The organism is Pseudomonas sp. RC4D1 (assembly GCF_018390395.1).
Classification (GTDB): domain Bacteria; phylum Pseudomonadota; class Gammaproteobacteria; order Pseudomonadales; family Pseudomonadaceae; genus Aquipseudomonas; species Aquipseudomonas danubii.
On record NZ_JAHBAW010000001.1, the window covers coordinates 2,202,348 to 2,225,725 of the forward strand.

At 60.6% G+C, this 23,378-nt stretch carries 24 protein-coding genes and 2 pseudogenes; 20 read left to right on the plus strand and 6 right to left on the minus strand.

Annotated elements, in window-relative coordinates:
• Window positions 1–53 precede the first annotated feature (53 nt).
• Window positions 54–1,271 (minus strand): MFS transporter, encoded by a 1,218-nt coding sequence (locus KHO49_RS10130; RefSeq protein ID WP_249735497.1) that lies wholly within the window; start codon window positions 1,269–1,271, stop codon window positions 54–56.
• Window positions 1,272–1,475: 204 nt separating this feature from the next.
• Between KHO49_RS10130 and KHO49_RS10135 the strand changes: the two genes are divergently transcribed.
• The gene (locus KHO49_RS10135; RefSeq protein ID WP_102863896.1) at window positions 1,476–1,955 is read left to right on the plus strand and encodes a GNAT family N-acetyltransferase; all 480 of its coding nucleotides are present in this window, start codon (window positions 1,476–1,478) and stop codon (window positions 1,953–1,955) included.
• Between the two features lie 114 nt (window positions 1,956–2,069).
• Here KHO49_RS10135 and KHO49_RS10140 read toward each other — a convergent pair whose 3' ends face one another.
• Window positions 2,070–3,122: an NAD(P)-dependent alcohol dehydrogenase gene (locus KHO49_RS10140; RefSeq protein ID WP_102878942.1), complete on the minus strand. Its 1,053-nt coding sequence runs from the start codon at window positions 3,120–3,122 to the stop codon at window positions 2,070–2,072.
• A 180-nt stretch (window positions 3,123–3,302) separates the two neighbouring features.
• On the opposite strand from KHO49_RS10140, the gene KHO49_RS10145 reads away from it, so the two are divergent.
• Window positions 3,303–4,199 (plus strand): AraC family transcriptional regulator, encoded by an 897-nt coding sequence (locus KHO49_RS10145; RefSeq protein WP_102878943.1) that lies wholly within the window; start codon window positions 3,303–3,305, stop codon window positions 4,197–4,199.
• A 163-nt stretch (window positions 4,200–4,362) separates the two neighbouring features.
• Here KHO49_RS10145 and KHO49_RS10150 read toward each other — a convergent pair whose 3' ends face one another.
• Complete coding sequence (locus KHO49_RS10150; protein ID WP_213664967.1) at window positions 4,363–6,027, minus strand: electron transfer flavoprotein-ubiquinone oxidoreductase; 1,665 nt, start codon at window positions 6,025–6,027, stop codon at window positions 4,363–4,365.
• 99 nt (window positions 6,028–6,126) lie between these two features.
• Here KHO49_RS10150 and KHO49_RS10155 point away from each other — a divergent pair, with 99 nt between their 5' ends.
• The 15 genes and pseudogenes from KHO49_RS10155 to KHO49_RS31020 form a co-directional block, all read left to right on the plus strand.
• The gene (locus tag KHO49_RS10155) at window positions 6,127–6,318 is read left to right on the plus strand and encodes a hypothetical protein (RefSeq protein WP_102863892.1); all 192 of its coding nucleotides are present in this window, start codon (window positions 6,127–6,129) and stop codon (window positions 6,316–6,318) included.
• Window positions 6,319–6,575: 257 nt separating this feature from the next.
• Window positions 6,576–7,325, plus strand: a complete 750-nt coding sequence (locus KHO49_RS10160; protein WP_015634720.1) for an electron transfer flavoprotein subunit beta/FixA family protein — start codon at window positions 6,576–6,578, stop codon at window positions 7,323–7,325.
• 2 nt (window positions 7,326–7,327) lie between these two features.
• Window positions 7,328–8,257: an electron transfer flavoprotein subunit alpha/FixB family protein gene (locus KHO49_RS10165; protein WP_213664968.1), complete on the plus strand. Its 930-nt coding sequence runs from the start codon at window positions 7,328–7,330 to the stop codon at window positions 8,255–8,257.
• A gap of 80 nt (window positions 8,258–8,337) precedes the next feature.
• Window positions 8,338–9,162, plus strand: a complete 825-nt coding sequence (locus KHO49_RS10170) for a substrate-binding periplasmic protein (protein ID WP_102878945.1) — start codon at window positions 8,338–8,340, stop codon at window positions 9,160–9,162.
• Between the two features lie 9 nt (window positions 9,163–9,171).
• Window positions 9,172–9,528 carry a DUF4398 domain-containing protein gene (locus KHO49_RS10175; protein WP_102863889.1) on the plus strand — a complete coding sequence of 119 codons (357 nt, stop codon included), beginning with the start codon at window positions 9,172–9,174 and terminating at the stop codon, window positions 9,526–9,528.
• Window positions 9,525–10,337 (plus strand): OmpA family protein, encoded by an 813-nt coding sequence (locus KHO49_RS10180; RefSeq protein ID WP_102863888.1) that lies wholly within the window; start codon window positions 9,525–9,527, stop codon window positions 10,335–10,337. The genes KHO49_RS10175 and KHO49_RS10180 overlap by 4 nt, the downstream gene beginning before the upstream one ends.
• 205 nt (window positions 10,338–10,542) lie before the next feature.
• On the plus strand, window positions 10,543–11,982 hold the full coding sequence (locus tag KHO49_RS10185; RefSeq protein WP_110652120.1) for an aminotransferase-like domain-containing protein: 1,440 nt from the start codon (window positions 10,543–10,545) through the stop codon (window positions 11,980–11,982).
• A 76-nt stretch (window positions 11,983–12,058) separates the two neighbouring features.
• Window positions 12,059–12,562: a translation initiation factor 2 gene (locus KHO49_RS10190; RefSeq protein ID WP_213664969.1), complete on the plus strand. Its 504-nt coding sequence runs from the start codon at window positions 12,059–12,061 to the stop codon at window positions 12,560–12,562.
• Between the two features lie 169 nt (window positions 12,563–12,731).
• A complete protein-coding gene (locus KHO49_RS10195) occupies window positions 12,732–12,986 on the plus strand; it encodes a YkgJ family cysteine cluster protein (RefSeq protein ID WP_102863885.1) in 255 nt (84 codons plus the stop codon).
• A gap of 38 nt (window positions 12,987–13,024) precedes the next feature.
• Window positions 13,025–13,633, plus strand: a complete 609-nt coding sequence (locus KHO49_RS10200; protein ID WP_102863884.1) for an START domain-containing protein — start codon at window positions 13,025–13,027, stop codon at window positions 13,631–13,633.
• Between the two features lie 145 nt (window positions 13,634–13,778).
• Window positions 13,779–14,012, plus strand: coding sequence for a hypothetical protein (locus KHO49_RS10205; RefSeq protein WP_102878949.1), 234 nt, complete (start codon window positions 13,779–13,781; stop codon window positions 14,010–14,012).
• Between the two features lie 214 nt (window positions 14,013–14,226).
• Entirely contained in the window at window positions 14,227–14,568 is a 342-nt protein-coding gene (locus KHO49_RS10210) for a ribonuclease E inhibitor RraB (protein WP_102878950.1), read from the plus strand.
• Between the two features lie 385 nt (window positions 14,569–14,953).
• Window positions 14,954–15,061: pseudogene (locus KHO49_RS10215) on the plus strand (hypothetical protein); the annotation flags it as partial.
• Window positions 15,062–15,072: 11 nt separating this feature from the next.
• The gene (locus KHO49_RS10220; RefSeq protein ID WP_123392214.1) at window positions 15,073–16,023 is read left to right on the plus strand and encodes an alpha-E domain-containing protein; all 951 of its coding nucleotides are present in this window, start codon (window positions 15,073–15,075) and stop codon (window positions 16,021–16,023) included.
• Window positions 16,020–16,302: pseudogene (locus KHO49_RS31020) on the plus strand (transglutaminase family protein); the annotation flags it as partial. The gene KHO49_RS10220 and the pseudogene KHO49_RS31020, both read left to right, overlap by 4 nt.
• A gap of 82 nt (window positions 16,303–16,384) precedes the next feature.
• On the opposite strand, the gene KHO49_RS10230 reads toward KHO49_RS31020, so the two are convergent.
• Both KHO49_RS10230 and KHO49_RS10235 read right to left on the minus strand, forming a co-directional pair.
• Entirely contained in the window at window positions 16,385–17,191 is an 807-nt protein-coding gene (locus KHO49_RS10230; RefSeq protein WP_213664970.1) for a c-type cytochrome, read from the minus strand.
• Window positions 17,188–17,484: a hypothetical protein gene (locus KHO49_RS10235; protein WP_249735498.1), complete on the minus strand. Its 297-nt coding sequence runs from the start codon at window positions 17,482–17,484 to the stop codon at window positions 17,188–17,190. Before KHO49_RS10235 ends, KHO49_RS10230 begins: the two co-directional genes overlap by 4 nt.
• Window positions 17,485–18,047: 563 nt before the next feature.
• On the opposite strand from KHO49_RS10235, the gene KHO49_RS10240 reads away from it, so the two are divergent.
• From KHO49_RS10240 to KHO49_RS10250, 3 genes are all read left to right on the plus strand, one after another.
• Complete coding sequence (locus tag KHO49_RS10240; RefSeq protein WP_102863878.1) at window positions 18,048–19,253, plus strand: acetyl-CoA C-acetyltransferase; 1,206 nt, start codon at window positions 18,048–18,050, stop codon at window positions 19,251–19,253.
• A gap of 25 nt (window positions 19,254–19,278) precedes the next feature.
• Window positions 19,279–21,423, plus strand: coding sequence for a 3-hydroxyacyl-CoA dehydrogenase NAD-binding domain-containing protein (locus KHO49_RS10245; protein WP_213664971.1), 2,145 nt, complete (start codon window positions 19,279–19,281; stop codon window positions 21,421–21,423).
• Window positions 21,424–21,528: 105 nt separating this feature from the next.
• Window positions 21,529–22,251: an amidotransferase gene (locus KHO49_RS10250; protein ID WP_102878953.1), complete on the plus strand. Its 723-nt coding sequence runs from the start codon at window positions 21,529–21,531 to the stop codon at window positions 22,249–22,251.
• Between the two features lie 41 nt (window positions 22,252–22,292).
• Here KHO49_RS10250 and KHO49_RS10255 read toward each other — a convergent pair whose 3' ends face one another.
• A complete protein-coding gene (locus KHO49_RS10255; protein ID WP_102878954.1) occupies window positions 22,293–23,264 on the minus strand; it encodes a magnesium and cobalt transport protein CorA in 972 nt (323 codons plus the stop codon).
• Window positions 23,265–23,378: the final 114 nt, after the last annotated feature.

The following is a 23,378-nucleotide window of genomic DNA, read 5'->3' on the forward strand; positions in this document are numbered from 1 at the left end:
TGATATTGGTCTGCCCTGGCGTGGGGTTGGTGCCGGATGATCGACGAACGGCGCTACGGGTTGTGGGCGATACGCAGTTGGAATGCTCGGCGCCAGCCCAGGCGGCCGAGGCTGATCAGCCAGTTCAGCAGAGCAATTGCCAGTACGGTGAACAGCAGCGCTTGCATGCCGGCCTCGACGATGATCCGCCCGGCCAGCCAGGGAAAGCCGAATACCCCGACAAAATAGGACAGGCTGAACAACAGCAGTGCCTGCGAGGTGCTGCCGGCAGGTGCTTCGTTGGCGGCCAGGCCGTTGATCACTGAATACGTCAGGCCATAGCCAATCCCCAGTATTACTGCGGCCAGCAGGTAGCTGGCGCTGCTGTCGACGACAAACAGAAACAGCAGGATCGACACCACCATCAGCCCCGATAGCAGGCAGGATGCGCGATAGGGGTCACGCTTGACCACGATGCCGGCGATCAGCATCCGGCTGGCGATGGCGGCGCTCATGAACCCGAGGAAGAACAGCGAGTAGTCCACGCCTCGGGATACACCGTAGCTGGTCTGGAAACTCGACAGCCCGCCGAACACACAGCCACCCAGGCCCACCATCAGGATTGGCCACAGGGCCCTGGAAGACAGTACGCGCGCCGCACCGCTCCTGGTGATCCGGGCCGCCGAAGCCCCCAGATGATTGGGCTCGCGACTCAGGCGGGCGCCCAGTCGCCAAAAGATCAGCACCCCCACCAGGCTGGCTGCCGCAGCAATGAAAAAAGCGCTGGTCACGGGATAGCCCAGGGCGCTGGCCAGGCGGCCCAGCAGCGGCCCGGATCCTATGCCGGTCATCATGCTGCCCGACAGCAGGGCGAAGTAACGGGCTCGTTGCGCGGGCTCCACCAGCATCGCCACGATGATTGGCCCCAGGGTGTAGAACACTCCCCAGCCCAGGCCCAGGGTCAGGCCGAAGAGCAGCAGGGCGTGGCCGAACCCGGGGGTCAGGGCAAAGCCCAGGCTGGCTAGGGCCAGCAGGCAGCCGAACAGCGCCACCGAACGTGCGGCGCCAAGCCAGTCCGATAGGTGCCCGGAACCGATCACCGCGACGAAGGTGCTGAGCATCGCTGCCGAAATCACGCTGCCGGCGTCGTGCTCATTGCCGCCGCGGCTGCTGATCAGCAAGGACAGGAGAAAGGTCGATCCGTAAGACAGTGACAACAGATAGCTGCCCAGACAGAACAACCCGAACAATGGCCCCGGCCCCCTGGATTCCTGCATAGCCCGCACGGACATGAAAACTCCTCTCTTATGCTTGTAGTCGTGGAGGGCTTTCTAGCATGGCCTTCTGCGCTGTTTGTTCTGATCCTGCAGGCCTCAGGGTTAGTCGACAGCGGAGTAAGCCGCGAGCCGCGGAATCAGCTTTGCGCGTAAATGGCCGTGCATGTATTTCGGCTGTCGTTCTAATATGGCCACCTGATTCCGCCTAGAGAACCGTCGATGACCGTCGTAATCCGTCCTGCACTGCCCAGCGATGCCCCACAGATTCTTGCTTTCATCACTGAGCTCGCCGACTACGAGCGGGCTCGTCACGAAGTGATTGCCGGCGTCGCCGATATCGAGCGCAGCTTGTTCAGTGAGGGGGCTACGGCCCACGGCCTGATCTGTCTGCGTGACGGCGTGCCAATTGGCTTTGCGGTGTTTTTCTTCAGTTATTCCACCTGGCTGGGCAGCAACTGTCTGTACCTGGAGGATCTCTACATCACCCCGGAACAACGCGGTGGCGGGGCGGGCAAGCAACTGTTGCGGCATCTGGCACAGATCGCCTGTGACAACGATTGCGGACGCTTCGAATGGAGTGTGCTGGAGTGGAATGAACCGGCGATCCAGTTCTACAAGTCCCTGGGCGCCCAGCCTCAGGAGGAGTGGGTCAAGTACCGCATGGACGGCGAAGTGCTGCGGGCGTTCGCCCGGGGCTGACGCCAGCCCCCATGGGCTGGCGCCAGCTGGCCCGTGCCGGAGCCGGCTTGTCGGCGAATGCGTATTGCGTGGAGCGCCTCCTCGTGACAAGCCGGGCCGTCATGGCATCGAGATTCAGAGCTTCAAGGTCGCCATGTCGATCACGAAGCGATACTTCACATCCCCTTTGATCATGCGCTCATAGGCCTGGTTGATCTGGCGAATATCCAGCATCTCGATGTCGCAGGTGATGCCGTGCTCGGCGCAGAAATCCAGCACCTCCTGGGTCTCGGCAATGCCGCCGATCAGCGATCCGGCCAGTACGCGACGGCTCATCACCAGCTTGCCGGCGTGCAGTGCCGGGTCCACCGGCTCGATCAGGCCCACCAGGATGTGCACGCCGTCAAAGCGCAGGGTGTCGAGGTAGGGATTGAGGTCGTGGGGCACCGGGATGGTGTCCAGGAGGAAGTCGAAATGCCCGGCTACCGACTGCATCTGCGCCGCATCGGTGGATACGATCACATGGTCCGCGCCTTGGCGGCGGGCTTCTTCGGCCTTGCTCGCCGAGCGGGTGAACAGGGTCACTTCGGCCCCCAGGGCCTTGGCGAACTTGATGCCCATGTGGCCCAGGCCGCCCATGCCGAGAATCCCCACCTTGTCGCCAGCCTTGACGCCATAGTGCTTGAGGGGCGAGTAGGTGGTGATGCCGGCACAGAGAATCGGTGCTGCGCTGGCCAGGTCGAGTTTCTCCGGGATGCGCACGACAAAGTGCTCGCTGACCACGATGCTGTCGGAGTAGCCGCCCATGGTGTTGCTGCCATCGACCCGATCCGGGGTGGCGTAGGTCATGGTCGGACCTTCCAGGCAGTACTGTTCCAGGTTCGCAGCACAGGCTTCGCAATGGCGGCAGGAGTCCACCATGCAGCCGACGCCCACCAAGTCGCCGACCTTGTGCTTGCTGACGTTGGCGCCGACGGCGGTGACCTTGCCGACGATCTCGTGGCCCGGCATCAGCGGGTACACGGCGATGCCCCATTCGTTGCGGGCCTGGTGGATGTCGGAGTGGCAGACGCCACAGTAGAGGATCTCGATGGCGACGTCGTCCGCGCGTGGGCTGCGGCGCTGGAAGCTCATGGGGGCGAGGGGAGTGGTGGCCGATTGGGCGGCATAACCGATGGCGGTGTACATGAAGAACCTCGCAAAAGCGCTGACAAGTGAGGCGGTGCATTCTCGGCGTCGAGCCTGAGGGCGGCCATGGCGATTCCTCGGCATGTCATGCCTATTCCTCCGGTATTGGCGGTTTTTGCGCGGCATTGGCCAGCAGACCTGCGATGATGTTTTCATCCCTTTTTTCGTGAAGTTTTCTGCATGCTGCTGACCCGTCACCTTGACGCCAATGCCACCCTGGTTTCGCTGATCCAGCCCCTTGCCAGCCGAGATGGTTTTGTTGCCACCGCCTTGCCTGGGGTCCAGGTGCTGCGGGCCAGCTGTGATGTGGCGCGAGGTCCACAGATCTATGAACCGAGCCTGATGATCATTGTCCAGGGCAGCAAACTGGCCTACCTGGGCACGCGGACCCTGGAATACGGCGCCGGGCACTACCTGATCCAGGCCTTGTCGGTGCCCTTCGAGTGCGAAACCTTCGCCTTGCCCGATGCACCGCTGCTGGGGATTTCCATTGCCATCGACCGGGCAGTCCTGAGCGAGCTGGTGCTGGCCATGGGGATCGCCGAAGGCCGGGCGGCTTCGGCGCAAACCCTGGAATCGATGACCTCGGCGGTGCTCGACGACGTCATGCGTGGTTGCGTGGAGCGCCTGCTGCGTTGCCTGCACGATCCTCTGGAGTGCAAGGTCATGGGGGCGTCCAGGGTGCGCGAGCTGCTCTTTGCTGCCCTGCGCGGGCCTCAGGCCGATGCGCTGCGGGCACTGGTGGAGCAGCAGGGGCAGTTCGCGCGGGTCGCGGCTTCGCTCAATCATCTGCACGAGCATTACACCGAGCCGTTGAACGTCGAGACCCTGGCCCGCTGCGCCAACATGAGCACTTCGACCTTCCACGAGCATTTCAAGCGCAGCACCCTGCTGTCGCCAGTGCAGTACCTCAAGCGCCTGCGGTTGCTCAAGGCCCAGCAGTTGCTGGTGGGAGAAGGGCTGGGTGTGGCCCAGGTAGCGCATCGGGTGGGTTACCAGAGCACCTCGCAGTTCAGTCGCGAGTACAAGCGCTACTTTGAGCGTAATCCCGGGGATGAGCGGGCCGTTGCTCTGTAGGTGCTGTTCGTAGGCGCTGGCTTGCCAGCGACGACGCCTTTGGGCCGCTACAAGGCTTGAGGGGCTCTTCGCCGACAAGTCGGTTTCTACCGGAGACTGTGCCAGCAAATCCCGGGCATGAAAAAGGCCCCCATATAGGGGGCCTCTTGTGTACCGCGGCGACTTACATGTTCGGGTAAGTCGGGCCGCCGGCACCTTCCGGAGTGACCCAGGTGATGTTCTGGGCCGGGTCCTTGATATCGCAGGTCTTGCAGTGCACGCAGTTCTGGGCGTTGATCTGGAAGCGCTTCTCGCCGTCTTCCTGGGTGATCACTTCATACACGCCGGCCGGGCAGTAACGCTGAGCAGGCTCGTCGTACAGCGGCAGGTTGCGGCCCAGAGGGATGCTCGGGTCGGTCAGCTTGAGGTGGCAAGGCTGCTCTTCTTCATGGTTGGTACCGGAGATGAACACCGAGCTCAGTTTGTCGAAGCTGATTTTTCCGTCGGGTTTGGGGTAGTCGATCTTCGCGCAGTCCTTGGCCAGCTTCAGGCTGGCGTAGTCCGGCTTGGTGTCGTGCAGGGTGAAGGGCAGCTTGCCACCGAAGATGTTCTGATCCATCCAGTTGAAGCCGGCGCCGATGATCGGACCGAACTTGTGCATGGCCGGGCCGAAGTTGCGGCTGGCGAACAGCTCTTCATACAGCCAGCTGGATTTGAAGGAGTCGACGTAGCTCTTCAACTCGTCAGCCCCTTCGGAGCCGGCGAACAGCGAGTCGGCCACGGCATCGGCGGCGAGCATGCCGGACTTCATGGCGGTGTGGCTGCCCTTGATCTTGGCCACGTTCATGGTGCCCAGGTCGCAGCCGATCAGCGCGCCGCCCTTGAAGACCATCTTCGGCAGCGAATTGATACCGCCCTTGGCCAGTGCACGGGCGCCGTAGCTGATGCGTTTGCCGCCTTCCAGGTACTGCTTGAGCACCGGGTGATGCTTGAGGCGCTGGAATTCGTCGAACGGCGACAGGTAGGTGTTGGCATAGGACAGGTCGACGATCAGGCCCACCACGACCTGGTTGTTTTCCAGGTGATAGAGGAAGGAGCCGCCGGTGTTCTCGTTGCTCATGATGTCCAGCGGCCAGCCGGCGGTGTGGACCACCAGGCCCGGTTGGTGCTTGGCCGGATCGATTTCCCAGATTTCCTTGAGGCCGATGCCGTAGTGCTGGGCGTCGGCGTCGTTGTCCAGGTTGAAGCGCTTGATCAGTTGCTTGCCGATATGGCCGCGGCAGCCTTCGGCGAACAGGGTGTACTTGCCGCGCAGTTCCATGCCTGGGGTGTAGAGGCCATCTTTCGGCTGTCCTTCACGGTCGACACCCAGGTCACCGGTGATGATCCCGCGGACCACGCCGTTTTCGTCGATCAGGGCTTCCTGGGCGGCGAAGCCCGGGTAGATTTCCACGCCCAGATTCTCGGCCTGCTGGGCCAGCCAGCGGCACAGGTTGCCCAGGGAAATGATGTAGTTGCCTTCGTTGTGCATGGTCTTGGGCACAAAGAAGTCTGGAACCTTGGTGGAAGTGTCGCCGCTACGCAGGACATAAATGTCGTCGCGGGTGACCGGGGTGTTGAGCGGGGCGCCCAGTTCCTTCCAGTCCGGGAACAGTTCATTCAGGGCCCGAGGCTCGAACACGGCACCGGAAAGGATGTGAGCACCGACTTCGGAGCCTTTTTCAACCACGCAGACGCTGATTTCCTTACCGGCTTCAGCGGCCTTCTGCTTAAGGCGGCAAGCGGCGGACAAGCCTGCGGGGCCGGCACCGACGATGACCACGTCGAATTCCATGTATTCGCGTTCCACTAGGCTATCTCCTACTCAAGGCTCAACGGTTTTTTCTAATTGGAGGTTTGGCGTTGCATCCGCGCTTTCTCCCATTACAAATGGGGGGAGAAGGGGAGGATGGCCGACCTTTCTCTCTGGGCGGCGCATTATATCTACACCACTCTCAGCGTCCAATACAAACGTTTGTTTGAATTTGCCGCAGCCCAGATAAATCAAAGAAGCGCGGCTTATAAACGGCTATTTTGCCGTATTGACCGGAAAAGGCGTTCCGGTCAAGATACGGTCGGTTTTGCGCTCGCCGTAGGCTGACTGTTGGTTTCAAGAGCACCTCTAAAGACAGGGCAAAGGCAATAAAGGTGACGCACCGCGCAGCTTGAAAGTGCGCAGTTTACACGCCGCGATAATGAATGACTCGTCGGTCACCACTGACGAACGGTCATCACCCCGTGAGCAAGGTCAACCTGATATGCGCCAGCGTTTTTGGAGGTGCCCTTGTGCCGATGAGCATCAACCGCCAGGTTTTCGCCTAGGCGACTTTCTTTTCACCGGAGAGTAACGAGGAATCCATGAAGGTTCTTGTAGCTGTCAAACGAGTGGTCGACTATAACGTCAAGGTTCGCGTCAAAGCGGACAACTCCGGCGTCGACCTCGCCAACGTCAAGATGTCGATGAACCCTTTCTGCGAAATCGCAGTGGAAGAAGCCGTACGCCTGAAAGAGAAAGGTGTAGCGACTGAAATCGTCGTCGTCTCCATCGGTCCTGCTACTGCTCAAGAGCAACTGCGTACCGCCCTGGCACTGGGTGCCGATCGCGCAATCCTCGTCGAGTCCGCTGAAGAGTTGAACTCCCTGGCTGTGGCCAAGCTGCTCAAGGCTGTGGTCGACAAGGAACAGCCACAGCTGGTGATCCTGGGCAAACAGGCCATCGATAGCGACAACAACCAGACCGGCCAGATGCTGGCGGCCCTGAGCGGTTACGCTCAAGGCACCTTCGCCTCCAAGGTCGAAGTGTCCGGCGACAAGGTCAACGTCACTCGCGAAATCGACGGCGGCCTGCAGACCGTTGCGCTGAACCTGCCAGCCATCGTCACCACCGACCTGCGTCTGAACGAGCCGCGCTATGCGTCTCTGCCAAACATCATGAAAGCCAAGAAGAAGCCGCTTGAAACGCTGACTCCTGATGCTTTGGGCGTTTCCACCGCCTCCACCAACAAGACCCTGAAAGTCGAAGCGCCGGCTGCACGCAGCGCAGGTATCAAGGTCAAGTCGGTGGCTGAACTGGTCGAGAAACTGAAAAACGAAGCGAAGGTAATCTGATCATGACTATCTTGGTAATCGCCGAACACGATAACAAGGCGCTGGCTCCGGCCACCCTGAACACCGTTGCCGCCGCCGCCAAAATCGGTGGTGACGTCCATGTACTGGTCGCCGGCCAGGGCGTTGGCGCTGTGGCTGAAGCCGCTGCAAAAATCGCTGGCGTGGCCAAAGTGCTGGTGGCAGACAATGCCGCCTACGCTCACCAACTGCCGGAAAACGTTGCGCTGCTGGTGGCCGAGCTGGGTGCTGGCTACAGCCACATCCTGGCTGCCGCTACCTCCAACGGTAAGAACATCCTGCCGCGGGTTGCCGCTCAGCTGGATGTTGACCAGATCTCCGAGATCATCTCGGTAGAAAGCGCTGACACCTTCAAGCGCCCGATCTATGCCGGTAACGCCATCGCTACCGTGCAGTCCTCGGCTGCCGTGAAGGTCATCACCGTGCGTGCTACCGGCTTCGACGCCGTTGCTGCTGAAGGTGGTTCGGCTGCGGTTGAAGCCGTTGGCGCCGCTCACGATGCCGGCAAGTCGAGCTTCGTTGGCGAAGAGCTGGCCAAGTCCGATCGTCCTGAACTGACCGCTGCCAAGATCGTCGTTTCCGGCGGCCGTGGCATGCAGAACGGTGACAACTTCAAGCACCTGTACGCCCTGGCCGACAAGCTTGGCGCAGCGGTCGGCGCTTCCCGCGCAGCCGTGGACGCAGGCTTCGTGCCCAACGACATGCAGGTCGGCCAGACCGGCAAGATCGTCGCGCCACAGCTGTACATCGCCGTCGGTATCTCCGGCGCGATCCAGCACCTGGCAGGCATGAAGGATTCCAAGGTGATCGTTGCGATCAACAAGGACGAAGAAGCTCCGATCTTCCAGGTGGCCGACTACGGTCTGGTGGCGGACTTGTTCGAAGCCGTACCTGAGTTGGAGAAGCTGGTCTAATCCGGCGGCTTCACTTATAAAGAGCCCGGCCCTTTGGCCGGGCTTTTTTTTGTCTGTTTTTTGTTGGGGAGAATTTCGCCATGGATCTGCGCCGCATGAGTGGCTGGTCAGCGCTGTTGGGCTTGGCGTTGTTGCCATCGCTGTCGATGGCTGCGGGTAAGTGCGAACGCCTGGTGGTCACCGGCAGCCCGGACGCACCGCCCTACCTGTGGCGCGATCCGCAGAATCCCAAGCACCTGATAGGGGCCAGTGCCGATCTGTTGCAGCAGGTGGCGGGAGAGTTGGGGCTCAAGATCGAGTTGCTGTACGCCGGCAAACGTTCCGAGGCCCTGGATGAAGTGCGCAGTGGGCGCATGGATCTGCTAGCCGACGCGCCCCTGACCTTGAACGAACTGGAGTCCTTGGACTACATCCATCCGGCCCTGGTGCAGAACGACTACCTGGTGTGGACCCGCAAGGACTCCACTCTGAGTTATGCCCAGCCGTTGGATCTTGCCGGTCATCCCGGCGCGGTATCGGAAAAGGCCAGGCTGACCCAGCCCTTTCAGGCTATGGCCAAGGAGCATCTGCAACTCAAGCGTTTGCCGAATCTGACCCAAGTCTTCCAGACCTTGCTCCTGGGGGAAGTGGACTATGTTCTGGCGCCGCGTTACGCGGGCATGGCCATGGCCCAGTCCTTGGGGATGGCGGCGGATCTGGTGTCCTTTCCCCAGCCTGTCGACAAACCGGGGCTGTTCCTGGCCTTGTCCCACAACTCCGCCTGCAATGATCCATGGTTGCGCGGACAGTTGGCAAAAAAGATGACAGAATTGCCCGCGTCCGGTCTGACGGAGGCCTTGCTGCAGCGCAATCTGGAGCGCTGGAAGGCCCAGTTGCAGCAACCCGTCAGCAGCCCAAAACCGTAGGAATCACGTGTGACTATTCGACCTCTTTTCGCTGCCCTGGCCCTGTTGGCCCTGGCGGGTTGTGCAACCGATCCGGCGCCCAACGAGCAGATGCGCCTTACTGCCCAGGCCCTGGAACAAGCCAAGGCCGTGGGGGCTTCGGCCGAGGACATGCCTGAGTTGAAACTGGCCGAAGACAAGTTCGCCCGGGCCCAAGGCAATATGCAGGATGAGTCGTACAAGAAGGCGCGGATGCGCGCCGAGCAGGCCGAGCTGGATGCGCGTCTGGCAGAAGCCAAGGTCCTGACTCAGAAAAGCCAGGAGCAGGTGAATGTGCTCAATACCCGCATTACGCGCCTGCGCAAGCAGTTGGGAGACGCCCAATGAGCCTCTCTATCCGTATCTTCGGCGGCGCTGTGCTGTTGGCCTGCGCCGGTCTCTATGGCTGCGCCGGCCAGCACAGTGAGGAAGCCTTGCAGCAAGCCGGCAACGACTTCCAGAAGGTCAAGGAAGACTCCAATGTGCTGCGTATCGCGCCCAAGGACGTGATACGTGCGGGTGAGTCCCTGGCTCGCGCCGATCGTCTGTCGACCTACTGGGGCAGCGGCGGCGACGTGGAGCACTATGCCTACCTGAGCCGTCGTTACAGCGAAATCGCCCGTGAGCACACCGAACAGGCGCTGAATCAGGAGCGTGCGGCCAAGCTCGAGCTGGAGCGTCAACGTCTGCAACTGGCCCTGCGTGAGGCCAAGTTGCTGAGCGTGCAGCAGCAGGGCAAATGGCTCGAAGAGCAGATCATCAGCCTGGCCACCACCCAGACCGATCGTGGTCTGGTGATGACGCTGGGAGACGTGCTGTTCGACACCGGTGAAGCTGAGTTGAAGAGTTCGGCGAACCGCACGGTGCTCAAGGTGGTGCAGTTCCTCCAGCTGAACCCTAAGCGCGTGGTACGCATCGAGGGCTACACCGATAACACCGGGGAGCGTCAGAGCAACCTGCAGCTGTCTCGCGATCGTGCCCAGGCGGTGGCCGATGTGCTGGTGGACCTGGGAATCGACGAAAAGCGTGTCCATGTCCAGGGCTATGGTGACGAGTACCCAGTGGAAGCCAATGCCTCCGAGCGGGGCCGGGCGCAGAACCGTCGGGTGGAGATCGTCTTCTCCGACGACAAGGGCCAGCTCGGCGCTGCTCGCTGAAACACTGATCCCTTTGCCCCTGAAAAGCCCGACGCCTCGCAAGCGTTGGGTTTTTTTATGTCTGAGGGTGTCGCAAAAACCCGACAGTTCTACTTTTCACTGCCCTGTGTCCTCGACTATTGTAGAAACTGTCCCAGTACACTTCTAAACTGTGCCGGTATTGTTTCACACAAGAATAAAACGCCGTGAAATCGAGTGCTGCGCCATGACCAATCTCTTGCTCTATCAACGTATCGCTCAGCAACTGGCTGAGGATATTCGCCGTGGTGTCTACCAGCCGGGGGAGCGCGTACCGTCGGTGCGCAAGATGAGCTCGCAGCTCAATGTCAGCCACGCCACGGTGCTCCAGGCCTACGCCAATCTGGAAGATCAGGGACTGATCCGCGCGCGTCCCCAATCGGGTTACTACGTGCACCAGACCCCGGCTCTGACCGCGCCGACCCCGGATATTGCCCGGGTCGAACGTCCAGGACTGGTCACGCGCAGCAGCATTATTCAGCAGGTGCTGGTGGAGTCCCGTCGCGAGGGCGTGTTTCCCCTGGGTGCGGCAGTGCCCAGCGTTGACTATTTGCCGGTGCGGGCGCTGCACCAGCAATTGGCCAAGGTCACGCGTTTTCACAGTCCGCGGGCGTTCAGCTATATGTTCAGCCCGGGATTCGAGCCCTTGCGGCGTCAGGTGGCGATTCGCATGCGCGATGCCGGGGTCGTGGTCGACCCTTCGGAAGTGGTGATTACCCACGGATGCGTCGATGCCTTGCAGATGTCCCTACGGGTCCTGACCCGGCCGGGTGATCTGATCGCCGCGGAATCGCCGACCTATTACGGGCTGCTGCAACTGGCGGACCTGCTGGGGCTCAAGGTCATCGAGATTCCCAGCGACCCCTCTACGGGCATGAGCCTGGAGGCCCTGCAGCTGGCGGCCAACCAATGGTCGATCAAGGCCCTGGTACTGACTACGCGCCTGAGCAACCCCCTGGGTGGAACCATGCCGGAGGAGCGGCAGAAGCAACTGCTGCGCCTGGCTTCGGACTTCGATATCCAGGTGGTCGAGGACGATATCTACGGCGAGTTGATGTTCGAAGTGGGGCGCACCAAGGCCCTCAAGGCCTATGACCGCCTGGACCGGGTGATCTACTGCTCAAGCTTCTCCAAGACCCTATCGCCGGGAGTGCGTATCGGCTGGATGATTGCTGGCAAGTATCAGCAGGAGATCCAGCGCCTGCAGACCTTCAGTACCCATTCCGCATGCAGCGTGACGCAGATGGGGGTTGCGGCGTATCTGGAGAACGGTGGTTATGACCGTCATCTGCGCTACATCCGCCAGGAATACCGCAAGAACCTCAGCGCCTTTCAACTGGCGGTGCAGCAGCATTTTCCGGAAGGTACGCAGATTACCCGGCCCAACGGCGGGTTCATTCTCTGGGTCAGCCTGCCGGGACGGGTCAACACCCAGGAACTGCACGTGCGGGCTTTGCAGCAGGGCATCAGCATCGCTCCGGGGTTGATCTTCAGTAACACCGAACAGTTCAACCACTGCGTGCGCCTGAATTGCGGGACACCCTGGAACCGCGAGGCCGAGCGAGCCTTGATGACCCTGGGCATGCTCGCCAGTCAGTTATGCCAAGAAGCGGCCGGCGGATTCTAGACAGTGTGGTCCCATGCTTGTCATGGGGCTTGCAACAAGCGAGCATAGGGCACCTTTTGTCGATCTACCTGCCTTTATGAAAGCCTTTTTTCCTGCCATCTGGTTGAGTGCCTGCCTCTTGGGAGTCGTTGCGACGCCTGTCCAGGCGGCCTCGACCCCGGATAAACCGGCTGCCAGCGTTACTCATTCAAGCAAGGCCTCCAGCACCAAGCAGGCTCCAGCGAGCAAGACCAAACCGTCCGCCAATGCCAGCAAAGCCCAGCCCAAGAAAAAGGCCAAGCCTGCGCCCAAGAAGGCCAAGTCCAAGTGGGCCTATCAAGATATCAACACACCTCTGGCCAGTCCCAAGCTCGACTTGAGCCTGCCACCGGAAATGGTCAAGCACTTGCAGCCTGTGGGAGCACTGCCGCTGCCCAAGCGCGAGCCTCTGCTGCCGCAGATGTTTGGCGAGAAGCCCAAGGACAGCAGTCCGTTCCAACTCAACGGTCGATTGCTCAGCAACGAAATGCAGTTGCAGTTACGCAACGAGGAGCGTCGGGATATCGAGGGCGCTGCCCTGGATTTCGAGTTCAAGCAGTAAATTCATCAACCTCTCTGTGACCGAGTTGACCGGCACTTTGTCGGAGACTGATCAGTCACGCACGGTTGTGCGTCAAATCCGTTCTTTGAGTAATTTTAAACGGCTGTTTTAGCGGTTACTCTTGTCCGGCCTCATTCAACACTATGCTTGTCGCGAGGAGCTTTTCGTCATGAACTGCCGTGAAGGTTGTGGCGCTTGCTGCATTGCCCCTTCTATCAGTACGCCGATTCCCGGAATGCCCAATGGCAAGCCGGCGGGAGAACGTTGCCTGCACCTTTCTGTCGAACACCTGTGCGGTCTTTTCGGCAGGCCGGAGCGGCCAGCGGTTTGTGGGGCATTTCAGGCGGATCCTGAGGTGTGTGGCGAAAGCCGAGAAGACGCCATCCGTTTGCTCGGTTGGTGGGAGCAAGTGACGGCTGCTTAGTTTTAATGAACGGAACTTCAACAATAAGGAATAAGACAATGGGTTCGCTGCATCGAATTGCTGTGCTCTGTGGTTTAACCGTGCTGCTGTCGGCAACGGCCCACGCCGAAGACTGGCAAACGGCCAAGGATGAAGACGGCATCAAGATTTCCTTGAGTGAAGTGGCCGGTTCCAAATACAAGGCCTATCGCGGCGTCACCACCATGAAGACCTCCATCGCCAAGCTTCGCGCGCTGCAGGAAGACGTGGCCGGTGCCTGCTCCTGGATTCATGAGTGCAAGAGCCAGAAGCTGCTCAAGCATGAGGGCGATCAAAGCTGGACCTACACTCAGTTCAATACACCCTGGCCAGTGACTGCCCGTGACTCGGTGCTGCACATTACCTCCAGCGAGGCCGCCGATGGCAGCCTGACCCGTAAGCTGGAAGGCGTGCCCACCTACATTCCCGAAGAGAAAGGCTTTGTGCGTGTGTCCCAGGTTGAGGGTTACTGGAAGTTTGTGCCCAAAGGGGCCGATCAGGTGGAAGTGACCTACCAGGTGCATACCGAGCCGGGTGGCAGCGTGCCGTCCTGGCTGGCCAACAAGTTCGTGGTGGACGCGCCCTTCAACACTTTGAAGGCGCTCAAGGCCCGTGCCGAAAAGCCGTAATCGGCTGATTGTCCACGGGATTCATCAAGGCCGCCTCCGGGCGGTCTTTTTATTGGTTTGTCCCCGCCAGCACTGTGGAACGTTTGCCTCGCACTCAAGGTCGAGATGCTGTAGGTCCACTCATGGGGCTATCAAGGAGGCGTTGATGCAAAAGTGGCAAGTCACTTTCGTGGATGATCATGGCGTCCAGTCCGTCGAGCAGTTCGATTGCGAGCAGCAACCGACGTTGGAACGCGCCGCACAATTGGTCCGGGCCAGGTTGCTGCCAGTGAGTGCCGAACTGGATCTCAATGATCTGGATGGGCGCACCGATTCCCCCACCCTCAAGAGCTTGAAAGAGCAGAACAGCATTCAGATTCTCAGCATTACGCCGATGTAATGAGAGCAGAGAGGGCTCCGACAGCAATTTCTGGCGTCGTCCAGGTGTTGGCGCTAATCTGCAAACGAGATCAGCGAATTCTTCGCTAAGCTCTGATCTTGTCAGCTCCATGCTTGTTTCCTGACGACCCGCCCCGGGTCGTGATGTCGGTCACTTTTGGCCGGTGGGTCGGGAAGCACGGAAAGTCTATCCATCGGTTTGAGGAGGACGTTTCATGAGCACAGCCTTTCAAGAAGACCTCAGCAGCAGTGTGTTGCGCCGCATGAAAGAAGGCGGTTTTGACTTTTCACGATTCCATCCCATCGAGTTCTACGCCATTTTCCCGGATGAGGAGCGGGCACGCAGGGCGGCAGGACAGTTTCGCGGTGAATCCTTGAATGCCCAGGTCAGCGTGCGTGACGACGGCGCCTGGTATCTGGAGTTGAGCAAGGTGATGTACGCCACCCATGGCGGCATCGGGGATTTTGAACAGGACTTCGAGGCAGTGGTCGAACCCCTGGGCGGCATCATTGAAGGCTGGGGGGTGAAACAGGAGATCCGTGGGCGTCTGGTATAGCTAAGGTTGTGTGCATCGAGACTGACAATTGGCTGGCCTGCGGGTCGGCCAATTGTGTTTTCAGGGGCCGCAAAGGCAAAAAAAAGCCACCCGATAGGGTGGCTAAAAGGGAAGACCGGTCAGGAGAGGGAACCGGTCGGGAGAGCCCGGACCCGGTTGTCATCGGCGTCATCAAGGTTGCAGCAGCAACTTCATCAGGCTTGGTGAAGTGTTTGCTCGATGGGGCGATTATCCCCGTGTGTCCCCCAGCGGTGAAATCAACTCTGACTATGCTGGTGATAGCCAAAACCTGCGCCTGGCCATTACGTACAAGGGAGCGGCAGCGGCTTCGCGCAGCGAGGGTAGGCACGCCAGGTTGCTGCTTGTCCTCGCCGATCGCGAAACCCGTGTGGTGTCCGGTGGTCTTACTCGTGTGGTCCTGCGTGAAGGCTCCCTGGTGGTGAACTCCTCCCAGGTTGGCGGCACCAAGGACACCTGGGTAGTGGAGGATTAAGGACGCCTGCCATGTTGAGTCGAACCGCTTCAGACCTGTACTGGATGTCCCGTTATCTGGAGCGCGCGGAAAACCTCGCGCGGATGCTCGACGTCAGCTATTCGCTGTCGCTGATGCCCCAGGATGGGCACGGTGACGGTCTGCATGAACTGGCCATGCCGCTGTTGATCACCGGCACCCTTGAGGATTACCGGGCTCGCCATGAGACGCTGCATGCCGAGCGGCTGTTGCAGTTCTTTGCCCTGGATGCCGCCAATCCGGCCAGCATTTATAGTTGCCTGGGTTCGGCCCGGGCCTGTGCCCACGCGGTACGCGGGCGGATCACCGCCGATATGTGGGAAAACGTCAACGCCACCTGGTTGGATATTCAACAGATTGCCCGCCAAGGTCTCAGTACCTACGGCATGAACCGCTTTTGCGAATGGATCAAGGAGCGCTCCCACCTGTTTCGCGGAGCCTCCTACGGCACCATCATGCGCAACGATGCCTTCCGGTTTATCCGCCTGGGCACCTTTATCGAACGGGCCGACAACACCCTGCGCCTGCTGGATGCCCGCTACGAGATGACTGGCGACCAAGTTGATGCGGTCGGTGACGGTACCGCCCGTGCGTATTACCAATGGAGCGCCTTGCTTCGCGCCCTGTCGTCCTTCGAGGCCTATACCGAGATCTACCGCGAAGCTCCCGGAGCCCGGCATGTCGCCCAGTTGCTGCTGTTGCATGCCGACGTGCCGCGCTCGTTGCGCGCCTGCACCGAAGAGATCGACCAGATCCTCGCCAGCCTGCCAGGGGACAACGGGCTTCCGGCCCAGCGTCTGGCGGCGCAGATGAATGCGCGTCTGCGCTGCATCGGCATTGATGAAATTCTCGACGAGGGCCTGCATGCCTGGCTGACCGACTTCATTCCCCTGGTGCGCCAGTTGGGCGATGCCATTCACCGTGCCTACCTGGAGGCTGCGTGAGACTCTCCATCAGCCACGCAACCGCCTATCGCTACCAGCACCAGCACCCGGTACGAACCAGCATCCAGTACTTGAGCCTGACGCCCCACGACAGTGAGCGCCAGCAGGTGCTCGCCTGATCGAGGCTGATGAAGCGTTGCGTGAATTTGCCAGTCAGCAATGCGCAAGGCGCTGTGATCGCACCGCTCTGGTCGACCTGATGCAGGGCTTCACCAGCTCATGGCCTACACATTGAGGGCAACGGATGTGGCTACCAGCGCGGCCGAGGCTTTCGCCGGGGCGGTGCCGGCGAACAGATGCATACCAGGATTGTGCAAGCAGCAGTCACTTCTGCAAGCGCCGGCTCGTCGGCGAAAGGGACTCAAGGAATCTGCTTGCGCCCCGCCATATGCCGGAGGTACTCCAGCAACAATTCCAGCTCCCCATCCGGCAGGACACTGTTGCTGAACCCAGGCATTTTCGCCTGGGGCCAGCGCCTCAGGCTTTGCGGATCGCGGATATAGCGCTTGAGAAAATCACTGCCGAAATACTCGGTGGGGTTATAGGGAATGTTCAGGTCCGGTCCGAACTGAGAGTCGCCAGCGCCATTGAGTCGGTGGCAGGCCAGGCAGTTCTTCTGGAACAGGGCGAACCCCTGGTTGACTGGATCATCGACCGCCAGCTTCGGGTCCGGGCCCAGGGCCGGGAAACGCTCCGCCACCGGCGCCAGGCGCTGAATGCGCGCAACCTGGAACGGCCATTGCTCTGGGCTGATATGCCCGGCCGCGGGGTTGCTCCATACCAGGTAGAAAGGCCCGGCACTGGGCTTGTCCGCTGCCAGTGACGGCCAGGGTTTGTCAGGGTTCTCAATGGCCAGCCAGGCCTGGGCGCCCTTGCGATTGAGCAGGGGCGCGGCGTTCAACTCTGCGGCAAAGCCGTCCAGAGCCACGGCCTGCAGATGGTCCTCGGCCTTGAGGCCCTTGAGCAGGGCCGCCATGGGCACGGCTCGGTACTGCATCTCGCGATTGTAGGACACATCGTCCTTGATGCGGATGTCCCGGGCTTCGGGGTGCTTGAGCAGTTCTTCGGTTTGCCAGGTGCGGCTGTCTGAGCCCAGGTCGATCAGCAGTTGCGCAGCGTATAGCGGACTGCTCGACAACAGAGCAGCGCAAAGGATGAGAGCTTTCAATTGATGTCCATCGGATCGTCGTCAGTGGGTTCGTCGCCGGGGAGTACATCCTCAGGTTGCGACACATGGTCGAACAGGGCAGCCCGGAGTTTTTCATGGTTACCGCCGTTGACGATACCGAAATGGCCGCGTTTGACCAGGGTCTCTTCGGCTTCCAGGGCATGCTGGCCAGTGTCGGTGTAGCTCACCACCGTGGCGTTGGGGGCCAGCACCACGTTGCGCAACTGTTGGGCCAGGCCCTCGGCACTGATGCCGATAACGTCCTCCAGTTCCTCGGGAAGACTGGCACGCAAAACTGTCCCCCGGTAGGAACCGGGGGGCGATTTTCTATCTCGTTGGTCGAGCAGCCACAGATCAGCCGATCACTTTGGTGAGGTTCGGCAAGATCAGCAGCAGTGTGGTTGCAAAGAGAATGAGCCCCGCCTGGCGTACTTTCGAATGTTTGAACATGGCTGAATGCCTTTTGTTGTTATTCCTGAGCATCTATGCACGCCGGTCGCTGTTTTTTTTACGATGAGCCGGCTATGTGTCCTTTTTCTGATCTGTCCCGGCGCAGAATCCGTCTGGGACTTCCTACAGTTTCTACCTTAGGGGCCTTGAATCCTCTGGCTTAGATCCAATTCGTATGAAGTTATAGCTGCACTTCCTTAAAAAGCTATAAATCCGCCCGAATACCGGGTGGCCGCCCTTTGGCTAGACAGCTCGCGACCCTTCATCGGTGGATCGCTTAGCTGCCTACCGTTCGTCTGAGCGTCACCGTCAAGGCGGCTGAGCGCATCGGTCATTGAATCCGTCGCTGCCGCGCCTAATGTGGGAGCTCGACATTTCCCCCCCTGGATAGCGGTTCGAGGACGTCATGACCCAAGCTTTGATATTCGATGCGTTACGCACGCCCCGTGGCAAAGGCAAGGCTGATGGCGCCTTGCACAGTGTGAAACCGGTGAATCTGGTTGCCGGCCTGTTGCGGGCCCTGCAACAACGTTGCGAGCTGGACACCAGCCAGGTGGACGACGTGGTCCTGGGCTGCGTGACCCCCATCGGCGATCAAGGGGCCGATATCGCCAAGACCGCCGTCCAGGCAGCGGACTGGGATGTGAGCGTGGCGGGGGTGCAGATCAATCGCTTCTGCGCCTCGGGGCTGGAGGCGGTCAACCTGGGCGCGATGAAGGTGCTCTCGGGCTTTGAGGAACTGGTGGTGGTCGGTGGCGTCGAGTCCATGTCGCGGGTCCCCATGGGCAGTGATGGCGGCGCCTGGGTACTGGACCCAGAGACCAACATGCACAGTCATTTCACGCCCCAGGGGATAGGTGCCGACCTGATTGCGACCCTGGAAGGTTTCTCCCGCGAGGACGTCGACCGCTTTGCCCTGCAATCCCAGCAGAAGGCTGCCCGTGCGCGCTCCAGCGGTGCCTTCGGCAAGTCCCTGGTGCCGGTTCAGGACCAGAACGGCATCGTGCTGCTGGACCACGACGAATTCATTCGTGCCGATTCGACCCTGGAAGGCCTGGGCAACCTCAAGCCGAGTTTCGAGATGATGGGGCAGATGGGCTTCGACGCCACTGCGCTGCGGGTCTACAGCCATGTGGAACGCATCAACCATGTGCACACCCCGGGCAACAGCTCAGGAATCGTCGACGGTGCGGCGCTGATGCTCATCGGCTCGCAAGCCAAGGGCCGGGAGCTGGGACTCAAGCCCCGGGCGCGGATCGTTGCCACTGCGGTGACCAGCACCGATCCCACCATCATGCTTACCGGCCCGGCGCCGGCCACTCGCAAGGCCCTGGCCAAGGCCGGGCTGCGAGTCGAGGACATCGACCTGTTCGAGGTCAACGAAGCCTTTGCCTCGGTGGTGCTCAAGTTCATCAAGGACATGGCCATCGATCCGGCCAAGGTCAACGTCAACGGCGGCTCCATCGCCATGGGCCATCCACTGGGCGCCACCGGTTGCGCAATTCTCGGCACCTTGCTCGACGAGCTGGAAGTCCGGCGCCAGCGCTATGGCCTGGCCACCCTGTGTGTCGGCGGCGGTATGGGTATCGCCACCATCATCGAACGCCTCTGAGCCCCGACTTCAAGGAATTTCCTTCATGACCGATGCCATCCGTTACGAAAAGGGCCAGGACCAGATCGTCGTCCTGACCATCGATATGCCGGGCCAGAGCGCCAATACCATGAACGCGGTGTACCGCGATGCCATGGCCGCTGCCGTGGCCCGCCTGCAGGCCGAACAGGATTCCATTGCCGGGGTGATCATTACCTCGGCGAAAAAAACCTTCTTTGCCGGTGGTGACCTCAATGAGCTGATCAAGGTCGGCAAGCCGCAGGCCAAGGCCTTTTACGACATGGTGCTGAGCCTCAAAGGCCAGTTGCGTGCCCTGGAAACCCTGGGCAAGCCCGTGGTCGCCGCGATCAACGGTGCCGCTCTGGGCGGTGGCTGGGAGATCTGTCTGGCCTGTCATCGCCGAATTGCACTGGACGACAAGTCGGTACAGATCGGTCTGCCGGAAGTGACTCTGGGCCTGTTACCTGGTGGCGGTGGCGTGGTACGCATGGTGCGCATGCTGGGCCTGGAGAAGGCCTTGCCTTATCTGCTGGAGGGCAAGAAAGTGCGTCCGCAGCAGGCGCTGCAGGCCGGCCTGATCGACGAACTGGCGACAGATCGCGACGACCTGCTGGCCAAGGCCCGGGCCTGGATTCAGGCCAATCCTGCAGCCAGACAACCTTGGGATGTGCGCGGCCATCAGATTCCTGGAGGTACGCCGGCGAACCCGAAAGTGGCGCAAATGCTCGCCATTGCCCCGTCGATCCTGCGGAACAAGACCCAGGGTTGCTTCCCGGCACCGGAGAAGATCCTCTGCGCCGCCGTTGAAGGCGCCCAGGTGGACTTCGACACCGCGCAACTGATCGAGACCCGCTACTTCACCGAGCTGACCACCGGCCAGGTGGCGAAGAACATGATCGGCACCTTCTGGTTCCAGCTCAACGAGATCAATGCCGGCGGTTCACGTCCTCAAGGCATAGCGCCGCAGACCACGAAAAAACTCGGGGTACTCGGTGCCGGGATGATGGGCGCGGGGATTGCCTACGTCAGTGCCGTCGCAGGCATCGAGGTGGTGCTCAAGGATATAAGCCGCGAAGCGGCGGAGAAGGGCAAGGCTCACGCGGCGGCGCTGCTGGAGAAAAAAGTCGCGCGCGGACACATGAGCAACGAGCAGCGTGAGGCAATCTTGGCGCGGATTCTCACCACGGCTGAAGAGACCGACCTGGCCGGCTGCGACCTGATCATCGAAGCCGTGTTCGAGGATCGAGAACTCAAGGCCAAGGTGTCCAGGGCTGCCCAGCAGGTGGTCGGCGCGGACGCCGTGATTGCCTCCAACACCTCCACCTTGCCCATTACCGGGCTGGCCACCGCAGTACCCAATCCGGACAAGTTCATCGGTCTGCATTTCTTCAGCCCGGTGGAGAAAATGCCTCTGGTGGAAATCATCAAAGGGGCGAAGACCAGCGACGAAACCCTGGCTCGAGGTTTCGACTTCGTCCTGCAGATCAAGAAGACCCCGATTGTGGTCAATGACAGCCGCGGTTTCTTCACCTCCCGGGTGTTCGGTACGTTTACCAACGAAGGCATCGCCATGCTGGGCGAAGGCATCGCGGCACCGATGATCGAAGCCGAGGCGCGCAAGGCCGGGATGCCCGTCGGACCGCTGGCAATCTCCGATGAGGTTTCCCTGAGCCTGATGAGCCATATTCGCCAGCAGACCACCAAGGACTTGCAGGCCGAAGGCCGGCCTGCCATCGAGCATCCGGCATTTGCCGTGATCGATTTGTTGCTCAACGAATACAAGCGAGCGGGAAAGGCTGCCGGAGGCGGCTTCTACGACTACCCGGCCGGCGGCCAGAAGCACCTGTGGCCACAATTGCACACGCGCTTCTACAAGGCCGACGGGCAGATCTCGCCCCAGGATGTGCGCGACCGCCTGCTGTTTATCCAGGCCATCGAAACCGTGCGCTGTGTGGAGGAGGGCGTGTTGCAGTCCACCGCTGACGCCAATATCGGCTCGATCTTTGGTATCGGTTTTGCGGCCTGGAGCGGTGGCGCCCTGCAGTTCATCAATCAGTACGGGGTGCAGGATTTCGTCGCTCGCGCGCAGTACCTGGCGGAGCAGTATGGCGAGCGTTTCACCCCGCCGACGCTGCTCCTGGAAAAGGCCCGCCAGGGCCAGTTGTTCTGACACAAGCGGGCAGTAAATGACCCGCCCCGGGGCTTGCCTTGCCGTGGTATTTCAAGGCAGGCTCTGGGGTGTTCATTATTGCCATCGCCTTGTCAGGAATTTTTTATGTCGCTACGCATCTGCATTCTTGAAACCGATATCCTGCGTCCCGAACTGGTCGATCAATATCAGGGTTACGGGCAGATGTTCCAGCGTCTGTTTTCCCAGCAGCCCATCGCCGCCCAGTTCAGTGTCTACAACGTGGTCCAGGGCGAGTATCCCGGCGATGAGCTGGAGTTCGATGCCTATCTGGTGACGGGCAGCAAGGCCGATTCCTTCGGTACCGATCCCTGGATCGAAACCCTCAGGACCTACCTTTTGGGTCGCTACGAGCGCGGCGACAAGCTGTTGGGCATCTGCTTTGGTCATCAGTTGCTGGCGTTGCTCCTGGGGGGCAAGAGCGAGCGGGCGAGTCAGGGCTGGGGCGTGGGAACCCACAGCTACAAGTTGGCGGCCAAGGCGCCGTGGATGAGCCCGGTGGTGGAGGAGTTGACCCTGTTGATCAGCCACCAGGACCAGGTCACCGCGTTGCCGGAAAATGCCACGGTGATTGCCTCCAGTGATTTCTGCCCCTTCGCGGCCTACCACATCAACGACCAGGTGCTGTGCTTCCAGGGGCATCCCGAGTTCATCCACGATTACTCCCGGGCCCTGCTGGATCTGCGCCAGGAGTTTCTCGGCGAGCAGATCTACCAGAAAGGCGTGGCCAGCCTTGAGCACGATCATCACGGCACCACCGTTGCGGAGTGGATGATGCGCTTCGTCGCTCACAAGCCTGAAGCGGCCTGAGGGCGCCTGTGGCCCTGCCGCAAGGGTAGGGCCATCGTCCCTCAGAGCCAGCCTGAGCGCTTGAAACTGGCCCAGAGACCGACACAGCCCACACTGATGAAGCCCAACACCCCGAAGTAGCCGTAGTGCCAGCTCAGTTCCGGCATGTTCTGGAAGTTCATCCCGTAGATCCCGGCTACCGCTGTTGGAAACGCCAGGATCGCTGCCCAGGCGGCGAACTTGCGTTGCACGATGCTTTGCCGGGAAGCCTCCAGCAGCACGCCGATCTCGATGGTCTGGCTGGCGATGTCGCGCAGGGTCGACAGGTCTTCCATCTGCCGAGTGACATGAATCTGCACATCACGGAAGTACGGGCGCATGTTCTTGTCGATGAACGGAAAGCTGAGCTTCTGCAACTCCTCGCTGATCTCCACCATGGGCGCCACATAACGGCGCAGGCGCAGCACGTCGCGGCGCAGGCCGTGGAGGTTCTGGATATCCCGCTCGTTCAGTGAGTTGCTCAGCACATTGCGTTCCAGCTCGTCGATTTCCCCGTGGATGGCCTCGCTGACCGGCTGGTAGTTCTCGGTGACGAAGTCCAGCAAGGCATAGAGGACGAAGTCTTCGCCGTGCTCGAGCAACAGTGGGCGCGCCTCACAGCGCTGGCGGACATAGCCGTAGGAAGCCGATTGGCCATTGCGGGCGGTGATGATGTAACCGTTGCCGGCAAAGATGTGGGTTTCGATGAACTCCAGCTTGCCTTCGGTCCGCACGGGGGAGTAGGTGACGATGAACAGTGCGTCGCCGAAGGTTTCCAGCTTGGGCCGACTGTGTTTCTCCAGAGCGTCCTCAATGGCCAGCTCGTGCAGGTTGAACTGGCGCTGCAGATTGGCCAGCTCGTGGGCGTTGGGTTCTTCCAGACCGATCCAGACGAAGTGGCCGGGTTTCGCGGCCCAGGCAGCCCCTTCGTCGAGGCTGATATCAGCGACTTTCTTCCCGCCGCTATAAACGGCGGCAGCAACAACTCTACCCATGGTTGCGGTTCACTTCTTCTTATCAATGGTGGCGATGACAGATCAGCAGCAGCTTAGCCTGCAATGCAGCATCAGAGTCACTGGTGCAGCTTGAGTTCGGCGATAAATAAAAGC

Coding starts and splice junctions, on each gene's coding strand:
- KHO49_RS10130 (WP_249735497.1), bottom strand. CDS start 1,271: ATGTCCGTGCGGGCTATGCAGGAATCCAGGGGGCCGGGGCCATTGTTC.
- KHO49_RS10135 (WP_102863896.1), top strand. CDS start 1,476: ATGACCGTCGTAATCCGTCCTGCACTGCCCAGCGATGCCCCACAGATT.
- KHO49_RS10140 (WP_102878942.1), bottom strand. CDS start 3,122: ATGTACACCGCCATCGGTTATGCCGCCCAATCGGCCACCACTCCCCTC.
- KHO49_RS10145 (WP_102878943.1), top strand. CDS start 3,303: ATGCTGCTGACCCGTCACCTTGACGCCAATGCCACCCTGGTTTCGCTG.
- KHO49_RS10155 (WP_102863892.1), top strand. CDS start 6,127: ATGGCCGACCTTTCTCTCTGGGCGGCGCATTATATCTACACCACTCTC.
- KHO49_RS10160 (WP_015634720.1), top strand. CDS start 6,576: ATGAAGGTTCTTGTAGCTGTCAAACGAGTGGTCGACTATAACGTCAAG.
- KHO49_RS10165 (WP_213664968.1), top strand. CDS start 7,328: ATGACTATCTTGGTAATCGCCGAACACGATAACAAGGCGCTGGCTCCG.
- KHO49_RS10170 (WP_102878945.1), top strand. CDS start 8,338: ATGGATCTGCGCCGCATGAGTGGCTGGTCAGCGCTGTTGGGCTTGGCG.
- KHO49_RS10180 (WP_102863888.1), top strand. CDS start 9,525: ATGAGCCTCTCTATCCGTATCTTCGGCGGCGCTGTGCTGTTGGCCTGC.
- KHO49_RS10185 (WP_110652120.1), top strand. CDS start 10,543: ATGACCAATCTCTTGCTCTATCAACGTATCGCTCAGCAACTGGCTGAG.
- KHO49_RS10190 (WP_213664969.1), top strand. CDS start 12,059: ATGAAAGCCTTTTTTCCTGCCATCTGGTTGAGTGCCTGCCTCTTGGGA.
- KHO49_RS10195 (WP_102863885.1), top strand. CDS start 12,732: ATGAACTGCCGTGAAGGTTGTGGCGCTTGCTGCATTGCCCCTTCTATC.
- KHO49_RS10200 (WP_102863884.1), top strand. CDS start 13,025: ATGGGTTCGCTGCATCGAATTGCTGTGCTCTGTGGTTTAACCGTGCTG.
- KHO49_RS10205 (WP_102878949.1), top strand. CDS start 13,779: ATGCAAAAGTGGCAAGTCACTTTCGTGGATGATCATGGCGTCCAGTCC.
- KHO49_RS10210 (WP_102878950.1), top strand. CDS start 14,227: ATGAGCACAGCCTTTCAAGAAGACCTCAGCAGCAGTGTGTTGCGCCGC.
- KHO49_RS10220 (WP_123392214.1), top strand. CDS start 15,073: ATGTTGAGTCGAACCGCTTCAGACCTGTACTGGATGTCCCGTTATCTG.
- KHO49_RS10240 (WP_102863878.1), top strand. CDS start 18,048: ATGACCCAAGCTTTGATATTCGATGCGTTACGCACGCCCCGTGGCAAA.
- KHO49_RS10245 (WP_213664971.1), top strand. CDS start 19,279: ATGACCGATGCCATCCGTTACGAAAAGGGCCAGGACCAGATCGTCGTC.
- KHO49_RS10250 (WP_102878953.1), top strand. CDS start 21,529: ATGTCGCTACGCATCTGCATTCTTGAAACCGATATCCTGCGTCCCGAA.
- KHO49_RS10255 (WP_102878954.1), bottom strand. CDS start 23,264: ATGGGTAGAGTTGTTGCTGCCGCCGTTTATAGCGGCGGGAAGAAAGTC.